The organism is Thalassospira sp. (genome assembly GCF_040218635.1).
GTDB lineage: Bacteria > Pseudomonadota > Alphaproteobacteria > Rhodospirillales > Thalassospiraceae > Thalassospira.
Map to the genome: position 1 here is coordinate 395,705 of NZ_JAVJRB010000012.1, position 20,032 is coordinate 415,736.

Annotated in this window: 21 protein-coding genes and 1 riboswitch; of the genes, 11 read left to right on the forward strand and 10 right to left on the reverse strand. The window is 52.4% G+C overall.

Going from position 1 to position 20,032, the window contains the following annotated elements:
• Positions 1-138 precede the first annotated feature (138 nt).
• Complete coding sequence (locus RIC05_RS15770; protein ID WP_350042301.1) at positions 139-1,401, reverse strand: EAL domain-containing protein; 1,263 nt, start codon at positions 1,399-1,401, stop codon at positions 139-141.
• A gap of 333 nt (positions 1,402-1,734) precedes the next feature.
• On the opposite strand from RIC05_RS15770, the gene RIC05_RS15775 reads away from it, so the two are divergent.
• The 3 genes from RIC05_RS15775 to RIC05_RS15785 all read left to right on the forward strand — a co-directional run bounded on the left by RIC05_RS15775 (position 1,735) and on the right by RIC05_RS15785 (position 4,915).
• Positions 1,735-3,132: a tetratricopeptide repeat protein gene (locus tag RIC05_RS15775; protein ID WP_350045617.1), complete on the forward strand. Its 1,398-nt coding sequence runs from the start codon at positions 1,735-1,737 to the stop codon at positions 3,130-3,132.
• Positions 3,133-3,186: 54 nt separating this feature from the next.
• Positions 3,187-3,984 carry an SAM hydrolase/SAM-dependent halogenase family protein gene (locus RIC05_RS15780; RefSeq protein WP_350045618.1) on the forward strand — a complete coding sequence of 266 codons (798 nt, stop codon included), beginning with the start codon at positions 3,187-3,189 and terminating at the stop codon, positions 3,982-3,984.
• Between the two features lie 106 nt (positions 3,985-4,090).
• On the forward strand, positions 4,091-4,915 hold the full coding sequence (locus RIC05_RS15785; protein ID WP_350045619.1) for an MBL fold metallo-hydrolase: 825 nt from the start codon (positions 4,091-4,093) through the stop codon (positions 4,913-4,915).
• 69 nt (positions 4,916-4,984) lie between these two features.
• Here the strand turns inward: RIC05_RS15785 and RIC05_RS15790 are convergent, their stop codons facing one another.
• Positions 4,985-5,677 (reverse strand): OmpA/MotB family protein, encoded by a 693-nt coding sequence (locus tag RIC05_RS15790; RefSeq protein WP_350042297.1) that lies wholly within the window; start codon positions 5,675-5,677, stop codon positions 4,985-4,987.
• A gap of 13 nt (positions 5,678-5,690) precedes the next feature.
• A complete protein-coding gene (locus RIC05_RS15795; protein ID WP_350042296.1) occupies positions 5,691-6,485 on the reverse strand; it encodes a motility protein A in 795 nt (264 codons plus the stop codon).
• Between the two features lie 325 nt (positions 6,486-6,810).
• Here RIC05_RS15795 and RIC05_RS15800 point away from each other — a divergent pair, with 325 nt between their 5' ends.
• From RIC05_RS15800 to RIC05_RS15820, 5 genes are all read left to right on the forward strand, one after another.
• Positions 6,811-7,074, forward strand: coding sequence for a hypothetical protein (locus RIC05_RS15800; protein WP_350045620.1), 264 nt, complete (start codon positions 6,811-6,813; stop codon positions 7,072-7,074).
• Positions 7,075-7,381: 307 nt separating this feature from the next.
• Entirely contained in the window at positions 7,382-7,615 is a 234-nt protein-coding gene (locus RIC05_RS15805; RefSeq protein WP_350042294.1) for a hypothetical protein, read from the forward strand.
• 157 nt (positions 7,616-7,772) lie between these two features.
• On the forward strand, positions 7,773-8,300 hold the full coding sequence (locus RIC05_RS15810; RefSeq protein ID WP_350045621.1) for an adenine phosphoribosyltransferase: 528 nt from the start codon (positions 7,773-7,775) through the stop codon (positions 8,298-8,300).
• Positions 8,301-8,416: 116 nt separating this feature from the next.
• The gene (locus tag RIC05_RS15815; protein WP_350045622.1) at positions 8,417-8,863 is read left to right on the forward strand and encodes a hypothetical protein; all 447 of its coding nucleotides are present in this window, start codon (positions 8,417-8,419) and stop codon (positions 8,861-8,863) included.
• 97 nt (positions 8,864-8,960) lie between these two features.
• Positions 8,961-9,503: a Panacea domain-containing protein gene (locus RIC05_RS15820; protein ID WP_350042291.1), complete on the forward strand. Its 543-nt coding sequence runs from the start codon at positions 8,961-8,963 to the stop codon at positions 9,501-9,503.
• A 91-nt stretch (positions 9,504-9,594) separates the two neighbouring features.
• Here RIC05_RS15820 and RIC05_RS15825 read toward each other — a convergent pair whose 3' ends face one another.
• Complete coding sequence (locus RIC05_RS15825) at positions 9,595-10,635, reverse strand: ChaN family lipoprotein (RefSeq protein WP_350045623.1); 1,041 nt, start codon at positions 10,633-10,635, stop codon at positions 9,595-9,597.
• Between the two features lie 35 nt (positions 10,636-10,670).
• Positions 10,671-11,825 (reverse strand): trans-sulfuration enzyme family protein, encoded by a 1,155-nt coding sequence (locus RIC05_RS15830; RefSeq protein WP_350045624.1) that lies wholly within the window; start codon positions 11,823-11,825, stop codon positions 10,671-10,673.
• A gap of 103 nt (positions 11,826-11,928) precedes the next feature.
• Between RIC05_RS15830 and RIC05_RS15835 the strand changes: the two genes are divergently transcribed.
• Both RIC05_RS15835 and RIC05_RS15840 read left to right on the forward strand, forming a co-directional pair.
• Positions 11,929-13,242 (forward strand): NAD(P)/FAD-dependent oxidoreductase, encoded by a 1,314-nt coding sequence (locus tag RIC05_RS15835; protein WP_350045625.1) that lies wholly within the window; start codon positions 11,929-11,931, stop codon positions 13,240-13,242.
• Between the two features lie 128 nt (positions 13,243-13,370).
• Entirely contained in the window at positions 13,371-14,099 is a 729-nt protein-coding gene (locus tag RIC05_RS15840) for a DUF4198 domain-containing protein (RefSeq protein ID WP_350045626.1), read from the forward strand.
• Between the two features lie 177 nt (positions 14,100-14,276).
• Here the strand turns inward: RIC05_RS15840 and RIC05_RS15845 are convergent, their stop codons facing one another.
• The 5 genes from RIC05_RS15845 to RIC05_RS15865 form a co-directional block, all read right to left on the reverse strand.
• The gene (locus tag RIC05_RS15845; RefSeq protein ID WP_350045627.1) at positions 14,277-15,128 is read right to left on the reverse strand and encodes an EamA family transporter; all 852 of its coding nucleotides are present in this window, start codon (positions 15,126-15,128) and stop codon (positions 14,277-14,279) included.
• Between the two features lie 97 nt (positions 15,129-15,225).
• Positions 15,226-16,278 carry an MBL fold metallo-hydrolase gene (locus RIC05_RS15850; RefSeq protein ID WP_350045628.1) on the reverse strand — a complete coding sequence of 351 codons (1,053 nt, stop codon included), beginning with the start codon at positions 16,276-16,278 and terminating at the stop codon, positions 15,226-15,228.
• Positions 16,279-16,527: 249 nt separating this feature from the next.
• Positions 16,528-17,493: an ABC transporter substrate-binding protein gene (locus tag RIC05_RS15855; protein WP_350045629.1), complete on the reverse strand. Its 966-nt coding sequence runs from the start codon at positions 17,491-17,493 to the stop codon at positions 16,528-16,530.
• 81 nt (positions 17,494-17,574) lie between these two features.
• Complete coding sequence (locus RIC05_RS15860) at positions 17,575-18,387, reverse strand: ABC transporter permease (protein ID WP_350045630.1); 813 nt, start codon at positions 18,385-18,387, stop codon at positions 17,575-17,577.
• Positions 18,384-19,166 carry an ABC transporter ATP-binding protein gene (locus RIC05_RS15865; protein ID WP_350045631.1) on the reverse strand — a complete coding sequence of 261 codons (783 nt, stop codon included), beginning with the start codon at positions 19,164-19,166 and terminating at the stop codon, positions 18,384-18,386. The genes RIC05_RS15860 and RIC05_RS15865 overlap by 4 nt, the downstream gene beginning before the upstream one ends.
• Positions 19,157-19,268: riboswitch (TPP riboswitch) on the reverse strand. Its footprint overlaps the gene before it by 10 nt.
• A 149-nt stretch (positions 19,269-19,417) precedes the next feature.
• Here RIC05_RS15865 and RIC05_RS15870 point away from each other — a divergent pair.
• On the forward strand, positions 19,418-20,029 hold the full coding sequence (locus tag RIC05_RS15870) for a GNAT family N-acetyltransferase (RefSeq protein ID WP_350045632.1): 612 nt from the start codon (positions 19,418-19,420) through the stop codon (positions 20,027-20,029).
• Positions 20,030-20,032 lie beyond the last annotated feature (3 nt).

Below are 20,032 nucleotides of genomic sequence, written 5' to 3' on the forward strand. Positions count from 1 at the left end.
TCTTGCCAAGGGTAGAAGTACGCAATATGTTGCTTTGCCGCACGCTCCTGTCGGGGTTTGTCAGGAGCAACCAATAAAAAAGCCGGGATAAATCACCCGGCTTTCGTCATTGGTTGGTTTGAATGGTCAAACGGCTGGTTATTTCTGTTGCTGAGCTGCTTTGCTGGCGCGTTTTGCGCGGCGCTGACGGGCGATCATTTGATCGATATAGCGCCCCTGGAACAGGGTGATGCCAAGTGACTGGCCAAACTTGATCGCGGTTGGCGAATCGCAACGGCATAGGATCACGCGCTCGCGGCCTGAATTTTTCACCAGACTGTCCATTTCGCCGTATTTTTTACGAATGACGTTATCGGTCATTTCTTCGCGCCATGCGACTTTGATAAAATCGGCTTTCAGGCTTTTGCGATCAACAAATGAAAGCGATTCCACCGTAAGGTTATCGATCAGAATACGATAACCGCGCTTATGGAAATCATCGCGGACCTTCAGATAGGTTTCCAGATTGGAAAACAGATCAACCTGATTAAGTTCAATGATGACGTTGCCTGGCCATTTACGACGAACGGTCTCGTCGAATTTTTCGAAATCTTTCGATGTCAGCGTGCCAAGGTTCAAATTAAGCGAGAACGAACTTGCATGTGTTTTGAAGGTTCGCTTGCACAGATAATTGAGCATGCGTTTATCCAGCACTTCGGTCATGTGCTGAAACAGCCAGCGGTTCGATGCAAGATCGATACTGGGCATCAGGGCATTACGCAGATCGGTGATCGAGACAAAAAACTCGTCAAAGACCGGGTGCAGTTCCTTTGAGCTGCCATGCGCAAAAACGCATACCGGTTGCTGACGGATATGTTCGGAAAGATCGGCGGTGTGAATGGTTTCTTCAAGCTGGGCAAGGTTTTCGGCATCAAGCGGTTGAAGTGCCTCGTCCTTTTCGCGCTGCATTGCTGTGCGCATATTGATGCTTTTCTGCAGCTTCTTGGCACGTTCATCAAGATGCTGGCACAGCAGTAGGAATTCCTGAAATTCTGTATTCAGGTTGTACCAAGTGCAAAAACCGGTTTCTTCGCTTTCATCTTGTGACAAAGGATCGTCACGGAAAAGATAACGCAGCGTGTCAACAGCCGGTTCGACGTCTGCGATTGATTTATCTTTCCAGATAAACAGCAGGTCGTTGTTGCTCAGCACAAAGATGCGGCCGACATACAGCTTTACGTAGCTTTCAAAGGTATTTGTCGCAACGCGGATATGATAATCGCGGCGATGAAACGGTTTCATCCGTGACAGGTGGATTTGCACAGCGCGATGCCCGTATTTGCGGGTTTCAAGCCGTTGTACATAATCCAGCAACAGGTATTCCTGAAGGGCCTGCTGGCCATATTGCTGCGGTTCAATCACGCGCGACCCCTGAAAGATAAGTATATTTTTTCATCGTTATGGGTTGGTTCCATACACCCAAGAGCGAAGAATGATCAAATCATAATGTTCTGAAGGTCGGGTTAATGCCCCAAACATCTTCTATTCTTATATGAACTATACATATGGAAGGGCAAGGGGGGCGTTCGGGTTGGCCCTTAAATTACCAAGCGAACTAACTTTAACGAATTATTGGCAAGCAGGATGCAAAATCAATGCGGTATGGGGAAGTTCATGTGGGTTTTCGCTGGCATATGCCAAGGCGATACCGCATGATTTTCAGAAATAGGCTTTAAAGAATAGGGGATTGGCGCCATGCAGGTATCCGCAAAGCGGACCGGAAACTGGCTGAAAATCAGCAAGGGGATTGCTGTGATCGGTATGGTTTCATGGGTGTCGGCCTGTGCGCCGTTGCTGGATCAGGATTTTTGGGACGAAGCGACGTCCTTTGCCGATGATAATTATACGGCACTTGGTCTGCAGCAACTTGCGACCGGCGACTATGCGTCCGCCGAGAAGTTTTTTGACGAAGCTTTGCGCAAAAATCCACAAGACGGTCATGCATTGTTGTGGCGATCTGTTCTGTATCAAAATACCAACCGTCCTGATCGCGCCAAAGATGGCTATGATACATTGATTGCGATGAACCCGGCGGGCACGGTGTTGATGTCATCGGCAACCGGCACGCAGCCGCGCCCTTTGCGCGATGCGGCTGAATTCAACCTGATGCGATTGCAGCGGGGACTGCCGGGATCGCTTAGCATCAATGATCAAATCGTGAGCGGGTCACCCAGCCTTGGCGCTACCGCACCTGCATCGGCCATGGCGGGAAATAACATGGGTCAGGCCATGACCAGCGGCCCGATCAAGGCAATGGATATTCCACCTGGTGCCGCCATGTCAGCAGGCGACGAAGCCATTGCCAAACGGTTCGCGATTTTGCGCAACCTGCAATCTGTTGGTCTGGTCACACCAGAAGAATATTCCGCACGCCGGTCAGCCAACCTTGGGGCTTTGTTGCCCATGAGCCAACCAGCACCATCGGCATTTTTGAACAATCCGCCGCCCGAAGGTTCACAGGTCGAGCAGCGCCTTAATCAATTGAACCGTGCCTTGCAGATTGGGGCAATCACCGTGCAGGAACATGTTGCGGAACGAACGGCAATTTTGGATGCGCTTTTGCCCGCGCAGCCACGTCAACGTGCCAACCCGTTGCCTGCACCACAAGGATTGATGGATGCCGCCCGTCAGATTGCGCGGATCGAAGATCTGCAAAAAATGAAACTGGTGACACCTGACGAGTTCAAACGCGAACGTGATGCGATTGAAGCGGCAATTGTGGAGCCGGCACAAGGCAATGTCATGACCCTGAATGCAGGCGAACCTGTCCGTAAGGTGGCAACCGGATCAAGTCGCCCGGTTCAGGCAACTGAAGAAGCTGTCAACATGCCAAGTGGCGGTGCTGCGATGGCAAGCGGTGGTCGTTCTGTCCATCTGGCATCGTATCGAAACGAAGGGCAGGCCGAACGCGGCTGGCAGATATTGCAAGGCCGGTATAGTCAGTTGGCCCCGCTTCAGCATGGTGTGACCAGCGCGAACATTCCGGGTAAGGGCACCTATTATCGCCTGATGGCCACGGGGCTAAGTGATGCTGCGGCAAGTTCGCTTTGTACGGACTTAAAGCGCCGCGGGCAATTCTGCGAGGTTAAGTAGGGCGCTGGCTACAGAGACCCTATATAAAGATCAAAGCAATGCCGGTGGGGACGAATGGTTGCCACCGGCATTGTTGTTTCTAAACGGGTTTGGCCCCTGAAACTTTGGGATATCCTGATCGAGATGATTTTTATCTTTAGCGATTTTGGTGTGAACGGCCCCTATAGCGGAACAATGCGATCGGTTGTGATGCGCAATGCGCCCGACATTTCAGTGGTCGATTTAATGGTTGATGCCCCGGATCGAAATCCCAAGGCATCAAGCTATTTACTTGCTGCCTTGAAACGCGAGTTCGCGCCCGGTGACGTGGTGCTGGCAGTGGTTGATCCCGGTGTCGGCAGCAACCGCAAGGGGCTTGTGGCCGAGGTGGACGGGGTTTTCTATGTCGGCCCGGATAATGGATTGTTTGAAATGATTATCCGCAATGGGCAAGACGTCACCCTGCGCTGCATCGATTGGGTCCCGGATGATGCATCTTCGAGTTTTCATGGGCGCGATATCTTTGGCCCGGTTGCCGCATGGTGTGCCACCGGTCGGGACTTCTCATCGCGTCCTTTGGACGTATCAGAACGGTTCAAAGATGGCCAATCCTGGCCCGATGCGCTTGCCGAGGTGATTTATATCGATACCTATGGCAACCTGATGACCGGGTTGTGCGGCAAAGACATGCAAGAAAATCTGATCGTTCATGATCATGTCTTGCCAAAGGCACGTACATTCTCTGACGTTCAATTGGGGGAAGGTTTTCATTACTGTAATTCGATCGGCCTTTGTGAAGTCGCAGTTAATTGCGGACGGGCAGATCGGGTCTTTGACGCTGTGATCGGAACACCGGTTTCGATAGGGGATTGAGCGATCTACAATCCATGATTGGATTGTCTGGATTAAATGCTATCTTTCAAAGATGTTACAGCAATGATCGATATCGAACTGTCAATGCATGCTCGAGGTCTGTTGAATGACGATTGAGGTTAAGTTCTGGGGAGTCCGCGGGAGTATTGCGTGCCCGTCTCCCGATCATGTGGTGTATGGCGGCAATACAAGCTGCCTTGAAATGCGGATTAACGATCAGGTGCTGATCTTTGATGCGGGTACAGGGATCCGTAACCTTGGCAAGGATCTAATCCGCCGCAAGGTGACCGAGGCGACCATCTTCCTGACCCATACCCATTGGGATCATATTAATGGCTTTCCGTTCTTTGTGCCCGCCTATAACCCGGATGCTTCCTTTCGCGTGATGGCGGGGCATTTAACCGCACAAGGTGGTGTCGAACGGGTGTTTTCGGCGCAGATGGCCGATCCGACATTTCCTGTGCCGCTTTCAGCAATGAAATCCCGCCTAAGATTTGAAGATTTCAAGGTCGGGGATGAACTGTATCCAGGCGAAGGTATCATGATTAAAACCGCACCTTTGCGCCACCCGAACGGGGCAACTGCCTTTCGCGTGGAATATGGTGGCAACGCGGTTTGTTTTGTGACCGATACCGAACACGAACCAGACAAACCTGATCAGATTATCCTGGAATTCATTCAGAATGCCGATCTGGTGATTTATGACAGCACCTACACCGATGAAGAATTCCCGCAAAAAGTCGGCTGGGGCCATTCAACATGGCAGGAAGGTATCCGTTTGTGCCGGGCCGCCAATGCCAAACAACTGGCTCTGTTCCATCATGACCCGGATCATAATGATGCTGTGATGACCGTGATTGAACAAAAGGCAAGGTCAGTCTGGTCCGGTGCCTTTGCCGCCCGCGATGAAATGGTTTTACGCATTGAATAGAATTAAGGGGCCAGTGAATGGCCCCTTGATGCGTTTGCGAGATGACAACGGGTGGCCGCGCCGCCCGCATTAGAAGACGCGGGAATATTTCGGGAATATCCGGATTTCTATCCGCCGGTTTGCTTCGCGGTTTTCCGGGATCGGATTGCCGAAATCATCGTTGTTTGGCAGTTTCGGTTTGGTGTCGCCATACGAAATGGCGCGCATTCGTTTCTGAGCAGGATCAACGCCCAAGGCACCAAAGAACCGGACGACCGCAATCGCACGTCCGGATGCCAGTTCCCAGTTTGACGGGAAACGCGGCGAGCTGATCGGGCTGTCATCGGTGTGGCCGGTAACTTCAATCTGAAAGCCCAGATAGCGCGGTTCTTTTAAAAGATCCGCGACGTCTTTTAGGAACGGTACGGCGTCTTTGATCAGATTGGCCGATCCGGGCTGAAAGAACGACCCGCTGCCCATTTCCATCAGAATGCCTTCATCATCGGTCGAAACATTGACCGCACTGTCCATCGCCATATTGAAAACAGTATCGCGCAGATCGGTTTCAAGGACTTGGGTCGGGCGGATGATTTCACGTTTGCCGATCTGTTCGGCAATGCCTGCCTGTACCTTTTCAAAGACCGGGAGTTCGACCTTTGAAAAGCTGACCAGCATGACGAAAAAGGCCATCAGCAAGGTGATGGCATCGGCATAGGTTGCCAGCCAGTCCTCATTGACTTCTTCTTCCTTAACGGGCTGCATGCCTTTGCTACGGCGTGCCATGACACGGTATCCCTTATTTCGCAGACTTATCGATATTGAAGTGAATGGCCGGATCCAGGAACGAATTCATCCTGTCCTGAATGGCGCGCGGGCCCTTGCGGTCGGCCAGCATGATCAGACCTTCGGCGATCAGGTAATTGCGAAACCGCATGATTTCTTCACGCTGCTGGATCTTGCTGGCAGCCGGCATAAAGAAGAACCGCGCAGCGACAATGCCATACAGGGTCGTGATCAACGCAATCGCCAGACCCGCACCCAATGATGTTGGGTCATCGGCCATTTTATCAAGCATGATCACAAGGCCAACCAAGGTCCCGATCATGCCAAATGCCGGTGCGGCAGCCGCCATGCTTTTAAGGATTGAAACAGGTACGAGATTACGGTTGAACGCGTTATCGATAGCGTTATGGAGCATTTCAGCAGTTTCTTCGCCGTCATATCCGGTAATGATCACTTCCATCGCCCAGCCAAGAAATGGTTCGTCCTTGCCAACACGTTCGGCTTCTTGTTCGAGGGCGTTGATGCCTTTTTTCTGAAGAAGATAACCCCATTTGACAACCCGGCCGACTTCACCGGTCAGTTGTCCGCGGCCCATCTGAGGGGCGCGGAAAATCTTGAAAATAAGCTTCAAGGCAAGCAGTACATAGCGTGCTTCATAGGCAATGAAAGTCGCAGCCAAGGTACCGCCAATGACCATCAATGCGCTAGAAAGGCTGACAAATACCAAATAGTTATCGGTCGAAATGAATATCGAGCCAATGAACAATCCAAGGCCAACCATAATGCCCAAAATCGTCGTAAACGACATTGTATCCCAAATCCCCCAGTGTCGTCGCAAGCCTCATCGTGTCGAAGATTTATCTTCACGACAAGTTTATACATAAGCAGTCTTTCATTTTTACGTAAGAATAGGCCTGTAAAACATTGCCGTGAGGTTAACTTGATGCTCAATTTACAGCTAAAGTAGCATTCATGCATGCGATGTCATTTTGGCTTTGAGAATGCGCGATCGGCGTTTGGTTGATTTCCTGCGATGCGTCGCGTTCCGGCGGTACTTGTCAGGTGGCTGTCAAACAGGCATAAACACCCGGAAATCTTAGCCCGAAATTACATCAAATATGCAGGACAAGGTGATGACGCTTTCCTATAGCGATACCCGTAAAAAGCTTGATCAGATCACCGCTGAAATGCTCGAGCTGATCCGCAAATATGATCTTGATGCCGCAAGCCCGTTTGATGTGATCACAGTCGCGCGCACCAAGATCACGGATCAGAAAGATTATATCCGCTTTCTCGAACTGTCCTTGGAAGGGCGCATCTACGGCGAATATGGCGATGCCCTGCAAAAGCAGATTGATGAGCAGGCCAAAATCGAAGCGGCCAAAAAGCTGAACTAGCGCATTTGGCAAAACTGCCCGATTGATGAAATGAACGGCCTGTCATCCGGAACGGAAGGCGGGCCGTTTTGCATTGGGCTGTGCGATATTTTGGCGGTTTTGTTCTAATGTCAGGAAAAGCTAATTTGGGGGAGTTTTACAAATTAGGCAGCTTGTCACAAAATCTTCCTGATCTTGTCACCGTACTGCGGTTGAGTGGCCATGAACATCGGACTATATGGCTGCTGTAACAGATGCACTGAAAAACAGAGCATCGCTTTTCGGTGGATTATCCCCCGAAAACCAAACGAGCAACAGGATGGCTGACATGGAAAAGAGTTATGTCCAGACTCTGATGGAAGTCGAAAAAGTATTCGGTCAGATCAATGACCATGACTATCGCCTGTACCGGGCTGTCTGGGGAAACCGACAGGCCGCACAATCAGGTCTTTCGCGCGGGAGCCGTGCGGAAATCAGCAAAAAGCTGGCAAATGATTTTGTCGTCGCTGCGAAACCCGCCAGAACGGCAATCGTTCGCGGGACCACATTATACGCGGCTTAGGCCAAATCGGGATATCTGGCAAGGCGTCCGACGCGGATGTACCTTGCCATCTTGAACGGTTTCAGGCATTCAATTGTCGCCGAATGTAAGCAGGCTGTGCCAAGCGCTGTCTTGTGATTGCATCGGTTGTTCACCTGAAATCTGGCCGGAGTATCCCATGTCGATTAAGTCGTTGATCCGTACCATTCCTGATTACCCGAAAAAGGGAATCATGTTTCGCGATATCACGACCCTGTTCGAAGACCCCGAAGGCCTGCGGGACGTGATCGACAGCTTTGCTGCCGAATTTCAGGACCAAAAGATCGATATGATTGCCGGGATCGAAGCCCGTGGCTTTGTCATTGGTCCGGCAGTCGCCCTTGCCCTTGGTGTCGGGTTTGTCACCATCCGCAAAAAGGGCAAATTGCCCGGCGAAACCATTGGTGTCGAGTACGATCTGGAATACGGATCAGACGTCATTGAAATCCATAAGAATGCGGTCAAACCGGGAAGCCGTGTTTTGATCATGGATGACCTGATTGCAACCGGCGGAACAGCACTTGCCGCGATTGAGTTGATTGAAAAAGTCGGGGCAGAAGTCGCCGGCTGCGCTTTTATCATTGATTTACCCGACCTTGGTGGTGCCAAAAAAATCCGCGATCGTGGTGTTGATGAATTCCATCTGGTTGAATTCGAAGGCGATTAATCACAGCATAAAATTGGTGTTTTTCGAATTTACTGCCGTTTTGTGCGATTTTGATGTATAATCCCTGAGTTGAATTAGGTTTCACCGTTTGCCGCCCTGCGGCAAGGCAGAGAAAGATGATTGCACCGATCCAGACCGCACAGAATGTTTCCCAAGTCAGCCAGTATGGCCGACTTGCGGCTGCTGGTGCGCGCGGTGTGGCGACGGTTGATCGCAACAGCCCGGTCGAAGCATCTTCTCAGCATTACACCTATAATCCAGATGAAGACGGGATTTTGTTCAACGCCTATATCGATGGCAAGAACAAACGACAACCCGGCCAAGGCAATCATGGTGATCAGAAAGATCAACGTGCAGAACAGCGAAACCTGTCTGCAGCGCGGCGGTCAACTGATCGCGACGGGGCGGTCGAGGCAACAAGTGGCGAAGATTTTGCCAGCATGCTTGATCCATCGATCCCGTTTGATCTGTCGGTCAATAGCGGGGCGTCGTTCTATGCGGTGGTGAATGCTGTGACCCATGGTATGGGCATACGCGGCACACAGCTAGACGCCATGGTCTGATCCCGAAATTTCTGAAAAATCATCTGTGATGCTTGTTGGTATCTGCCATAGGCCGTATGATTGCTGATCATCGTCACGTCAGACCATCAGGCACAGCATGAAGAACAAGCCGGTCCTTCACACGGTATTCGAAGCCGCATTCAGATTTATCGATCTTGCCCTGAACGACAACGAATATCTGCAACCGCAGAAGCTGCATCGTTTGTTGTATCTTGCCCAAGCCTATTACGGGGCGAATTACCACGGCAATATGTTGATGCCGGCGATCTTTGTCGCCGAAGAATTCGGGCCGGTTGAACCCAATCTGTATGCGGTGATGGAAGAATGCCGTCCTGATGTGCGTCTCAAGGCGATTGATCCGAAAACAACCCACTTCCTTGAAAGCATCTGGTCGCAGTTTGGTCACCATACTGTCGAACATCTCAGCATGACGGTGCGCAATCACCCGCCATTCACCAAGGCCTATAAAGAAGGGCTGGGTACGATTATTCCCTATGATGAACTGGTTGATTTTTATGCCTCGGTCCGCAAAACGGCAAGCACACCCGAAGCAAAAGAAGTCGTGCGCCCACGTGTGATGCGTTCGCACAGCGGAAAGCCCGTTGCAACAACCGACTGGCTGCCACGCCGGATCAAATAAGATCAACTAAAGCATATTGCATTTAAGATCTGGAATTTCCCGAAAAACCGAAAACCGGTTTACGTGCCCCAACGCGGTGCAAGAACGGGGTTTATTGCCCGATGGTCATGTCTGTGCAGGGATCACTGCGCACGATATCGTTGGTAAACCACATAAAATCAATGTCATCAATGGCACCGAACCGCATGGCATAATCTGAAATGCTGGATGGTGTATCGCTTGGGTCGTCGGCCTCGATCAGGCTGATGACCGCGATATCTTGGTCATCAAGGTCCGCATCAAACCGTTGCAAATGCCACGGGACGGCAATTGAATTACGGACATGCATGGCCCCGGCAATCAGAAACGCGCCCTGCGTGTTTTCAACTTCGTTTGCATCAAACATGGCACGGGCAAGCGACGCATCACGGGCAAATTGCACGGTTGAAAACCCGCCCAGCATGCTTTCGGGCAGCATGTTGCAATGGCCTTCGGCAATCTCGACGTTGAAACGTTCAAGAATGTCCTTGGGGATTTCCGGCAAAGCCAGTTGTTGAGCAAGATCATCGGGCAGGGCGGAAACGCCGTCTGAAATCATCGGGCGCAGAACGTCCTCAGGCAAGTTTCCGGCAATCATCGGCAGATTGTTGTCTTTGGCGGCTTGGGCAATCGGGGCGTAGTCATGCCATGACGGCCATCCGCGATTATCCCAATCAAGTGCCGGGCCAAGGTCGGATGCCGGAAGTTCCTGCCAGTTCTGATCAAGGGATGTTTGCTGATCACGGGTGAACATCTCCCAGATCACCGCCCGATGACGTTGATCTGCCTGACTTAGGGTCGCGATCAACTGGGCTTGATGATGATGATGGATCGGGTTGTCATGCTTTTCGCCGATCAGAATGTATTTCCGATCCATCAGGCGACGGACAAATTCGTCAAACAGGATGTATTCTCCTGCCTGCACATCAAAAATCAATCCCGGTGCCGGGGGCAGGGCATTGGCATCCAATATTTCGCGGTTTGTGCTTTTGGCCTCATCCGCATGGGATAAATGCGGGATTCCTGCCAGAAGGACAGTCGATGCCACAACCCAAACACCGACATTGCAGGGCAAAGATCGTGTGAAGAACCACGCGCTAGGTTGCTTTGGCATCGACTGTTTAATTCCTGACTGCTTATAGGTCTAAGCTACTTGCTTAACCGCAGGGCTGTTTCCAGGTCGTTAACAAGATCATTTACATCTTCGATGCCAACCGACACGCGCAGCAAATCAGCCGGTACCGGGCTGGTCGGACCTTCGACGGAGGATCGATGTTCAATCAGGCTTTCAACCCCGCCAAGCGACGTTGCGCGTTTGAAAATCTTGCACTTGTTGTGGAAATCAATCGCGCGTTTTTCACCGCCTTTAACCCGGATCGACAGCATGCCACCAAATCCACCACGCATTTGTTTTTTCGCAATGTCGTGACCGACATGGCTTTCAAGGCCGGGATACTGGATCTGTTCGATTTCAGGGTGGTTTTCAAAATGCTTGGCAATCGTCATTGCCGTTGAACAGGCGCGTTCAACACGAACTGAAAGTGTGCGCATCCCGCGCAGCAAAAGCCACGTTTCAAATACACCCAAAACAGCCCCGCCTGATGCGTGCTGTTTACAAACACGTTGCCAGAATTCGCTATCCTTCGCAGTGGTCAAGGATCCTGCCAATACATCGCTGTGGCCGTTCAGGTATTTGGTGGCTGAATGCATGACGATATCTGCACCAAAATCAATCGGGCGGGTCAAAAGCGGGGTCGCGACCGTGTTATCAACGACAACCTGTGCACCAGCCTTGTGGGCAATTTCGGCAACTGCGGCAATATCAGTGATCTGCCAATCTGGATTGGCCGGGGTTTCAAGCCAGACCATTTTGGTTTTGCCCGGTCTGATATGCTGATCCCATTGATCGATATCGCCATTATCGACAAAATCAAATGAAAGACCGGCCCGCACACCACTATCAAGCATGAAGCTGCGCAGCGCCCAATACATCACCTTGGGTGCGACCACATGATCGCCGGGATTCAGCGCATGCAAAACGGCAACGGCGGCTGCCATGCCTGATGCGAACAGGCGGGTTTCAACCCCGCCTTCAAGCGCATTGAGAACTTCGCAAGTTTGATCATAGGTCGGGTTGTCCGCACGGGTATAGCAACGCCCATCATGGTAGCTAAGATCCGTGTTGCGTTCGAACGTGGTCGACGGGTAAAGCGGCGGCGTGACGGATCGGGTCGCGTCATCGACCCAACCAAGAGCCTGCGCAGTAAGTGTAGCCGGGGACTGTTTTTGTGTCTGATCAGACATGGTGGCACCTGATTATGTTGAGATTTGTTGGCGCGCAACATAACTTGGTTCGCGCCGCACACCAAATCGAAAACCGCATATCCATGATTCTGAAAGTCCCCACATGACGAATTACCCTGAAATCACCCTGCCAAGCGAATGTGACGTTGTTGTTATTGGCGGCGGCATTCATGGCGCTTCAAGTGCCTATTACCTGACCAAGGCGGGCATGAAGGTCGTTCTTCTGGAAAAGGACACCGTTGCCTCACACCAGTCGGGCCGGGCATGGGGGTTTGTGCGCCAACAGGGCCGCGATCCGGTCGAACTGCCCTTGATGATGGAATGTAACCGCATCTGGCAGGGGCTGGAGAAGGAACTGAATGCCGATCTGGAATGGCGTCAGGGCGGGGTTTTGTTTGTTGCCCGTGATGACGGGGAAATGTCCGAGTTCGAACACTGGATCGAAGAAACCAAGGGATTTGGCATCGAAACCCAGGTTCTTGATCCAAAAGGGGTCGCGAAAATTACACCGGGCATCACCAAGCCGGGCGTTGGCGGGATTTACACCCCATCAGATGGTCAGGCCGAACCGAAAAAGGCCGCACCGGCGATTGCCAAACGCGCCCGTGAATTGGGGGCTGTCATTGCCGAAGGATGTGGTGCGCTTTCGATTGAAACCCAAGGGGGCGTAATCAGCTCGGTCGTATCTGAACGCGGGGAGATTAAATGCAAATACGTGATTTGTGCGGCGGGTGCCGCCACCCATAAATTCGTCGCCCAACTTGGCCGCCGCCTGCCACAACAGACCACACGCGGCACGGTTATTCGAACAACGCCGGTCCCCGACATTTCCGCCGCGGGCACATTGGCTTCGGGCCTTGCGTTTCGTCAGCGCACCGACGGATCAATGAACATCGCCGATGAATTCATGACCGATATTGATCTGACTTTGGGGCGGTTTAAATATGCCAAGGCATTTGCGCCGGGGCTGTTTGACAATTGGGCGACGTTCAAGTTTCACCTTAACAAGCGCTTCCTTGACGATATCGTTGATCGCCTGCCGGGATCAGACGCAGCAAAGCAGCCAATGATTGGACGACGGACCAATCAGGCGGAACCCTATGAAGTGCGGGTCAGCAATGCGATGGCCAATCTGCAAAAGGTTTTCCCGCAGATCAAAAAAGTCGACGTTGTTGATAAATGGGCGGGCGATATTGATGTCACCCCCGATGCTGTGCCGGTGATTGACCAGTTCGACAGTCCCAAACATTTCTTTGTCGCAACCGGTTTTTCCGGGCACGGTTTTGCCATGGGGCCGGTGGTTGGGAAAGTGCTGGCGGACTGGATCACAACCGGACAACCATCGATCAGCCTTGCTGGCATGGAACTATCGCGGTTTGAAGACGGGTCTGTAAGACGGCCGCGCACGCGGGTTTGATGGTCATACCGATCAACTTCATTTGCTGAATTTTTATCCGGGCCGCATGTTTCGCACATGCGGCCTTGACGTTTGGCGAAATGCCTGTCAGATAATGTTATGTTATAACATAACATTTGAGGTTAAAGATGAAACGACTAACTGCTGCCATCACCGGTTTGATCCTTGTTGCTGGGGCCGGGGTTGCTTCGGCACATGGTATCTGGATTGCGGAACGCTGGGGCGAGCATGGCCTTGTCTATGGTCATGGGGCAGAAGACAGATCCTATGATCCGGCCAAGATCAGTTCGGTGAAACTGATTGATCAAGACGGCAATGAACTTACCGGTTCGATCACGGCACATGATGATTATGCAGTTCTTGATAAGACCGATGACGCAGCGATTGCGCTGATTGATTTTGACAATGGCTTCTACACCAAGGACGCCAATGGCAAATGGCACAACCGGCCAAAATCGGAATTCCCGAATGCCGAAACTGCGGGCCGTTACATCAAACATACGATTTCAATCCTGCACCTGCATGGTGATATGCCAGCAATCGCACCGCAGGATCTTCAGATTATTCCGCTGTCAAATCCGACGGCACTTGAAGCAGGCAGCAGTTTGAAACTCCGTGTTCTCTATAAGGGTGACCCGTTGCCGGGCATTTTGATTATTCCTGATTACGTCAATATGCCTGAACAAAATGGTGCAACAACCGATGAAAAGGGCATTGTTGAAGTTGTCGTTCGCAATAACGGACTTAACGTCATCGCTGCCAAGCATTCGGTTGATCTTGTCGATGACAAGGATGCCGACCTTGTGCAGCATTTCGCGACATTGTCATTTGTCGCCGGTGGTGAACACAGCCATTAAAGGCAATGTGCTTTAGACCATGACAATCCGATAAGCCAACGCTGGATACTTACTCTCGCTCCAAACCTGACGGGTCCGGTTGGCTTGGCCGGCAGCATGCTTTCGTGCTGCCGGTCTTTTCTTGCCAGTAATCCAAATGCCGTCATTTTCTGAACGGAAGCAGGGTGATGGCGTTATCTAAAGGCTGCGGCTCATCCGCAGGATAATCGCCCCGCCCAAGGTCATCATGGTTGAGGACACCTTCACAAGGTTCAGCTTCTCTCCCATGAAAAACACCCCGATCAACAGGGCAAAGACAATGCCGGTTTCACGTAAGGCAACAACAAGTGGGATCGGGGCCTGGGTAAAGGCCCACATGACGGTGGCATAGGCAACAAAGGATGCCGTGCCGCCAACAAAGAAGACCTTTTTACCCTTTTTGGCGATATCCAACATGATGCGCGGGCGCATGACACTGGCAATGATGGCAAAGATCACAACATCGCCGATGGTCTGATAGGCATAGTAATCAAGCGCACTTCCCGCCAGTCGCGCACCGGTTCCATCCACCAGTGAATAGCTGCTGATAAAACAACCGGTGATGATCGCGGCAATCGCCGCATTGCGATTGCGCATGCCATCGGCCTGACGGGTGATGCACATGCTCAAGATACCGACACCGATCACGAAAATCGCCATCCATTCGCTGACTTGCAGCGTGACACCGAGAACCAGCACAGAAACCGCCGCAACAATCAACGGCGATGATCCACGGGCAATCGGATAGACCTGACTAAGATCACCCAGCCGATAGGCCAGAATCAAAAACAGCTGATAGCCGATATGAAGTCCGACGGAGCCGATCAGATAGGGCCAGCTTTCATGCGCAGGCACATCGACAAATGGAAGCAAGATCAGAACAATTGGCACATGGCCCAGCACGATGGCCGTCATGCTCATCAATTTGTCCGGGCCACCCTTGACCAATGCATTCCACACGGCATGCATCAGGGCAGCACCCATTACGGCAAGAAAGACGGTCAAACTCATCGTGGGGTATCCGTGAAAGATGTTACGGTTTTGTGACGCAATCACGGATGTTTAGCACGCGGTTTGAAAAACGACCAAACCGATCTGATGGGGGCAGCTATGCCGGGGACGGGGTATGCTGGATGTTTGGCGATGTTGTCTGTTGGGGTTTTGCTTTGCCCTCAAAGAACCGGGTCGCACCAATTGGTGGGGCGATGAAATCCTCCAACCCGATCCCGTTATCCTGACAGGCTGATGCCAATCGGATTGGCGGTTCATCGACGGGTTCAGCCGTTAAAACAAACGTGCCCCAATGAATGCCAAGGGCCTGTTTAACACCCATTACCTGCATGATCTGAACGGCTTCTTCGGGGTTGCAATGGGCATTGCGCATGAAATCGCGCGGATCATATGCCCCGATCGGGATCAGGCCGAAATCAATCCCGCCATGCTGTGCGCCAAGTTCGCTAAAAAGCGCCTCGTTCCAGCCGGTATCGCCAACAAAATAGAACCGATAACCGTCGGAAAATTCAAGGATATAACCACCCCACAGCATTTCCTTGCGGTCCTTGGTCGTGCGGCTTGACCAATGGTTGGATGGTACGTGGGTTATGGTCACGCCGGGATGGGAAAGCTGATCATCCCAATCCATTTCGTCATAACGATCCGGCGTAATTCCGGCCTTTTCCAACAAAACGCCGTTTTTAAGTGGCAGGACATAGCGCGGTGCGTTGCCAAGAGTGGCCAAGCTTTCCAGATCGAAATGGTCGTAGTGATTGTGTGACAGCAACACCAGATCAAGCTTTGGCAACTGATCCATGGTCAAGCCAGGCTGGCTATAGCGTTTTGGGCCGATGCGTTTAAACGGCGATACGCGCTTGGAAAAAACCGGATCGGTCAGGATGTTCAATCCGCCATACTGCACCAGAACCGTGGCATGGCCGATCCATGTGACCTGCAAACGCGTCGGATCAGGATTTTGGATGGCGTCATAATCTGGGGTCTCGACCGGGGTTTTGCCGTGCTGATGTTTGGCTTTGGGCCAGTTGTCATCGCCGAAATAGCGACGTTTCAAAAAACGCCAGAGCGACCGTTTGACCGGATCGGGTAAAGGATGGCGGTTTTCAAAACCGGTTTCGGTGTGATGGGCGGGCTTGGTTTTGATCTGCACGTGGCTTCCTGACCGTGAAAATGACATGACCAAATACGTTTGGCACAGTGTCTGGTGACCATAAGGTAAACGATCACTGCGGTGATGCAAGCAACTGGTGGGATAGGAAGAACGCCCGATCGGGCATGAAAAAGGCCGGAACGCATTACACGTTCCGGCCTTCGGGGCCGGTCTGTATCCATGGGGATACAGACCAATACTTTCGCATCCACCGGGACAGGAGGTGCGAAAGCAGGGGGGAACTTTGGGTTAGTCAATGACCGTGGCATAGGTTTCCAGGGCCGGGCTTTCTTCGATCAACCCTTGTTTGACCATGTAATCGGCAAAACGGGCATAACGTTTTTTATCAAGGGCTGCCGGGCGCAGCGCAAAGCGCGGCAGGGTATCGGCCCATGCCTTGATGTTTAGTTCGTCATCAAGGTTGGGATAGGCCGCGATAAAGGATTTCCAGCTGTCATCAGGATGGTTGATCAGATACTGAACGCCTTCTTCAAGGGCTGCCATCATGCGGGCAAAACGCGGATCATCTGTGTTGTCGTTGCGCACCGTCAGGATCAGTTCGTCATACGGCGGTACACCTTCTTCTTCGACGAAGAATGCCTTGCCCGGTTTGCCTTCGATTTCCATCTGGTTCAGTTCAAAATTGCGATAGCCGCCAATGATGGCATCGACCTGACCGGAATAAAGCGATGGTGAAAGCGAGAAGTTCACATTGATGAGCTCGACCTCGTCAATCGACACCCCGTGATTGGCCAGCATGGTGCCCAGAAGTGCATCTTCAAAGCCGGCCAGCGAATAGCCGATTTTCTTGCCCTTAAGATCGGCGATTTCCTTAATCGGGCCGTCTTGAAGGACAATCAGGCTGTTAAGCGGGGTCGCCACCAATGTCCCGATCCGGGTCAGCGGCAATCCTTGGGCGGCCTGAACATGCAGCTGTGGCTGGTAATTGACTGCAACATCGCCCTGACCGGCGGCAACAAGGCGCGGTGGGGCAGACGGATCAGATGGTTCGATCAATTCAACATCCAGATCATGCTTGGCAAAGAAACCCTTTTCCTTGGCAACAATCAGCGGCGCATGATCAGGGTTCACAAACCAGTCCAGAAGAATGACCAGCTTGTCCGCGGCAAAGGCCGGTGTTGCTGTGCCGATCAGACTTGCCGTCATTGCGGCACCAAGGGTTGCTGCTTTGATCATGGATTTCAGGGGTAACATCGATGAAACTCCGTATGAATGCGTTACTTTGGTATTTGTATGAGGATTTGTTTCGCTGCCAAATCGGCAGAACGATTGTGTTTAGCCAACCGGTTTCAAGCTGTCGGGTTGCCAGGGCAGGGCAGCCCGCAACACACGATCCACAATGAAATATTGCGTGATCGAAAACGTACACAGGATCAGAAGACAGGCAAAAACCATATCAATCTGAACCCGGGCATTGGCGTGCAGCATCAGATATCCCAGCCCGTGACTTGACCCAACCCATTCGCCAATTACCGCGCCAATCGGGGCAACGGCGGTGGCAACGCGAAAACCCGATGCAAAGGCAGGTAAGGCTGCCGGAAGGCGAATATGGGTCAAAAGCCGCCAGCGACTTGCCCCCATGGTCCGCGCGAGATCAAGCCAGCCCGGTTCCGTTCGGGCCAGCCCATCAAAAAAGGCGACGGTGACGGGAAAGAATATGATCAAGGCAGCCATGGCGATTTTGGAAGCCAACCCGAACCCAAGCCAAAGTACTAAAAGCGGGGCCAGGGCAAAGAACGGAATGGCTTGGGATACCAGCAAGATCGGCATCAACCAGAACCGAACGGGTGTAAACAGCGCCATTGGAATGGCCGCCAAGGTGCCAAGAGCCGCCCCGGCAAACAGGCCAATCACGGTTTCGGCAATGGTATATTGCGCATGATCAAGCAGAACCGCATGGCGTTTGATCAAGGTGACCCAAACATCCGCCGGGGTTGGCAGCATGTATTTCGGCGCCCCCGTCAGGGTGACGATCAATTGCCAGGTTGCAATCAGCGCCGCGATAATAATGAACGGGCGGGCAAGCTTAAGCCAGCGCCGTTCGGAAAGCGGTTTTGATTTTGTATGAGGATTTAAAAGCGGGCTCATATCGCAGCCTCCGCCATATCCGCACCCAGTTGACGTAGCAATTCTGCTTGCTGTGCCAATATCGCGGGGTCGGCGATGTTGCGCGGGCTTTGACCCGTTGGCGTAACCGCATTTCGCAAACTTGCCGGGGTGCCCGATAATACATGGACATGATCGCCAAGGCGCAGGGCTTCTAACGGGTCATGGGTGACCAGCAATACGGTTTTACCGCGCAAGACCTTGGCAGCAAGTTCCTGTAATCGCAGACGATTGATCGGATCAAGGGCCGAAAACGGTTCATCCATCAGGACAATCGGCCGATCTTCCATCAGGGTTCTGGCAAGGGCTGCGCGTTGTTTCATGCCGCCTGAAAGTTTGGCCGGGCGCAGATGTGCCGCATCGGTTAAGCCGACATCGGCAATGAGGCGTTCAGATCGATCATGATCCGGGCGTTCACCGCGCAGAACCGCGCCAAGTTCGACATTTTCACGCACGCTGCGCCATGGCAGCAATAAGTCCTGCTGGGCCATATAGGCAACCCGACCGGCCAAGGGAAAGCCATCTGAACAGGTGATGTTACCGCTAACATCGCCTTGCTCCAGCCCTGCGAGATATCGCAAAAGCGTGCTTTTGCCAACGCCACTGGGGCCAAGCAAACAGGTAAAGCTACCGGCCTGTAAGGTCAGGTCAAGGTCATGGAAAATATCAGCGCCGCCAAATGCCACACGGGCACCGCGCAGGTGAATATCGAACTGGGTGGGATTGGAAGCCGAACGGGTCGGTTGTTTGGTGTCAGTCATACGATCCTTCCTACGCCGGTCTTAACCGGTTCAGGTTCAAAGGGTCGTTTGGCAACACCAAACCTCTCAGCCGATTTACGATCGGCCCCCCCGGAGATGTCGGGACTATGCGCAGTTACATCCGGCACGTCAAGGATTGTGACGGTCCGACTGTTAAGGTGTGATGACTTTCACCGCGTGATCTTGCGGTGGCAGGCGACATGATTGTATTTCTCATTTTGGGGCACATCAGAGGATATCGAAACCAGTCCATGACCGATAATCAGGGATATACCATTCAACCCGGTGTAGCCGAAAACCACCGGCGGGCGGCAGCAGCCCTGTTTTGGGAAGCGTTTCGGGAAAAACTTTCACGGATCATGAAGCCGGAAGCAAAGGCATTGGCTTTTTTAAACCGCGTTATGGATTCTGGACATGCCATCAGTGCCGTGTCTGACGATGGGCGCCTACTTGGCCTTGCGGGGTTCAAAACCAAAGACGGTGCCTTTGTGGGCGGGGGATTGTCCGACATCTGTTCGGTTTACGGGGCGTGGGGCGGATTGTTGCGCGGGATTATGCTGGAATTGCTCGAACGTGATCTTGAACCGGGAACGCTTTTGATGGATGGCATCTTTGTAGACCCGGTTGCCCGCGGGCAGGGCGTAGGCACCGCGCTTTTAACTGCGGTTGCCGATGAGGCCCGCGCGCGGGACCTTTTGCGGGTGCGCCTTGATGTGATTGATATTAATCCCCGTGCCAGAGCCCTTTATGAGCGGTGCGGATTTCGGGCGATTGAAACGCAGGATATTGGCCTGTTTCGCCATCTGTTTGGCTTTCGCGCGTCAACAACCATGCATCTTGATCTTACTGCGCCGACAGCATGACGG

Bases quoted from the DNA above. Each gene is read 5' to 3' on its own strand.
- RIC05_RS15820 (WP_350042291.1), top strand. From the start codon at position 8,961: ATGAAGAACAAGCCGGTCCTTCACACGGTATTCGAAGCCGCATTCAGA.
- RIC05_RS15790 (WP_350042297.1), bottom strand. From the start codon at position 5,677: ATGGCACGCCGTAGCAAAGGCATGCAGCCCGTTAAGGAAGAAGAAGTC.
- RIC05_RS15810 (WP_350045621.1), top strand. From the start codon at position 7,773: ATGTCGATTAAGTCGTTGATCCGTACCATTCCTGATTACCCGAAAAAG.
- RIC05_RS15825 (WP_350045623.1), bottom strand. From the start codon at position 10,635: ATGCCAAAGCAACCTAGCGCGTGGTTCTTCACACGATCTTTGCCCTGC.
- RIC05_RS15815 (WP_350045622.1), top strand. From the start codon at position 8,417: ATGATTGCACCGATCCAGACCGCACAGAATGTTTCCCAAGTCAGCCAG.
- RIC05_RS15860 (WP_350045630.1), bottom strand. From the start codon at position 18,387: ATGAGCCCGCTTTTAAATCCTCATACAAAATCAAAACCGCTTTCCGAA.
- RIC05_RS15830 (WP_350045624.1), bottom strand. From the start codon at position 11,825: ATGTCTGATCAGACACAAAAACAGTCCCCGGCTACACTTACTGCGCAG.
- RIC05_RS15795 (WP_350042296.1), bottom strand. From the start codon at position 6,485: ATGTCGTTTACGACGATTTTGGGCATTATGGTTGGCCTTGGATTGTTC.
- RIC05_RS15785 (WP_350045619.1), top strand. From the start codon at position 4,091: ATGACGATTGAGGTTAAGTTCTGGGGAGTCCGCGGGAGTATTGCGTGC.
- RIC05_RS15870 (WP_350045632.1), top strand. From the start codon at position 19,418: ATGACCGATAATCAGGGATATACCATTCAACCCGGTGTAGCCGAAAAC.
- RIC05_RS15835 (WP_350045625.1), top strand. From the start codon at position 11,929: ATGACGAATTACCCTGAAATCACCCTGCCAAGCGAATGTGACGTTGTT.
- RIC05_RS15865 (WP_350045631.1), bottom strand. From the start codon at position 19,166: ATGACTGACACCAAACAACCGACCCGTTCGGCTTCCAATCCCACCCAG.
- RIC05_RS15840 (WP_350045626.1), top strand. From the start codon at position 13,371: ATGAAACGACTAACTGCTGCCATCACCGGTTTGATCCTTGTTGCTGGG.
- RIC05_RS15775 (WP_350045617.1), top strand. From the start codon at position 1,735: ATGCAGGTATCCGCAAAGCGGACCGGAAACTGGCTGAAAATCAGCAAG.
- RIC05_RS15800 (WP_350045620.1), top strand. From the start codon at position 6,811: ATGACGCTTTCCTATAGCGATACCCGTAAAAAGCTTGATCAGATCACC.
- RIC05_RS15855 (WP_350045629.1), bottom strand. From the start codon at position 17,493: ATGTTACCCCTGAAATCCATGATCAAAGCAGCAACCCTTGGTGCCGCA.
- RIC05_RS15780 (WP_350045618.1), top strand. From the start codon at position 3,187: ATGGTTGCCACCGGCATTGTTGTTTCTAAACGGGTTTGGCCCCTGAAA.
- RIC05_RS15845 (WP_350045627.1), bottom strand. From the start codon at position 15,128: ATGAGTTTGACCGTCTTTCTTGCCGTAATGGGTGCTGCCCTGATGCAT.
- RIC05_RS15805 (WP_350042294.1), top strand. From the start codon at position 7,382: ATGGAAAAGAGTTATGTCCAGACTCTGATGGAAGTCGAAAAAGTATTC.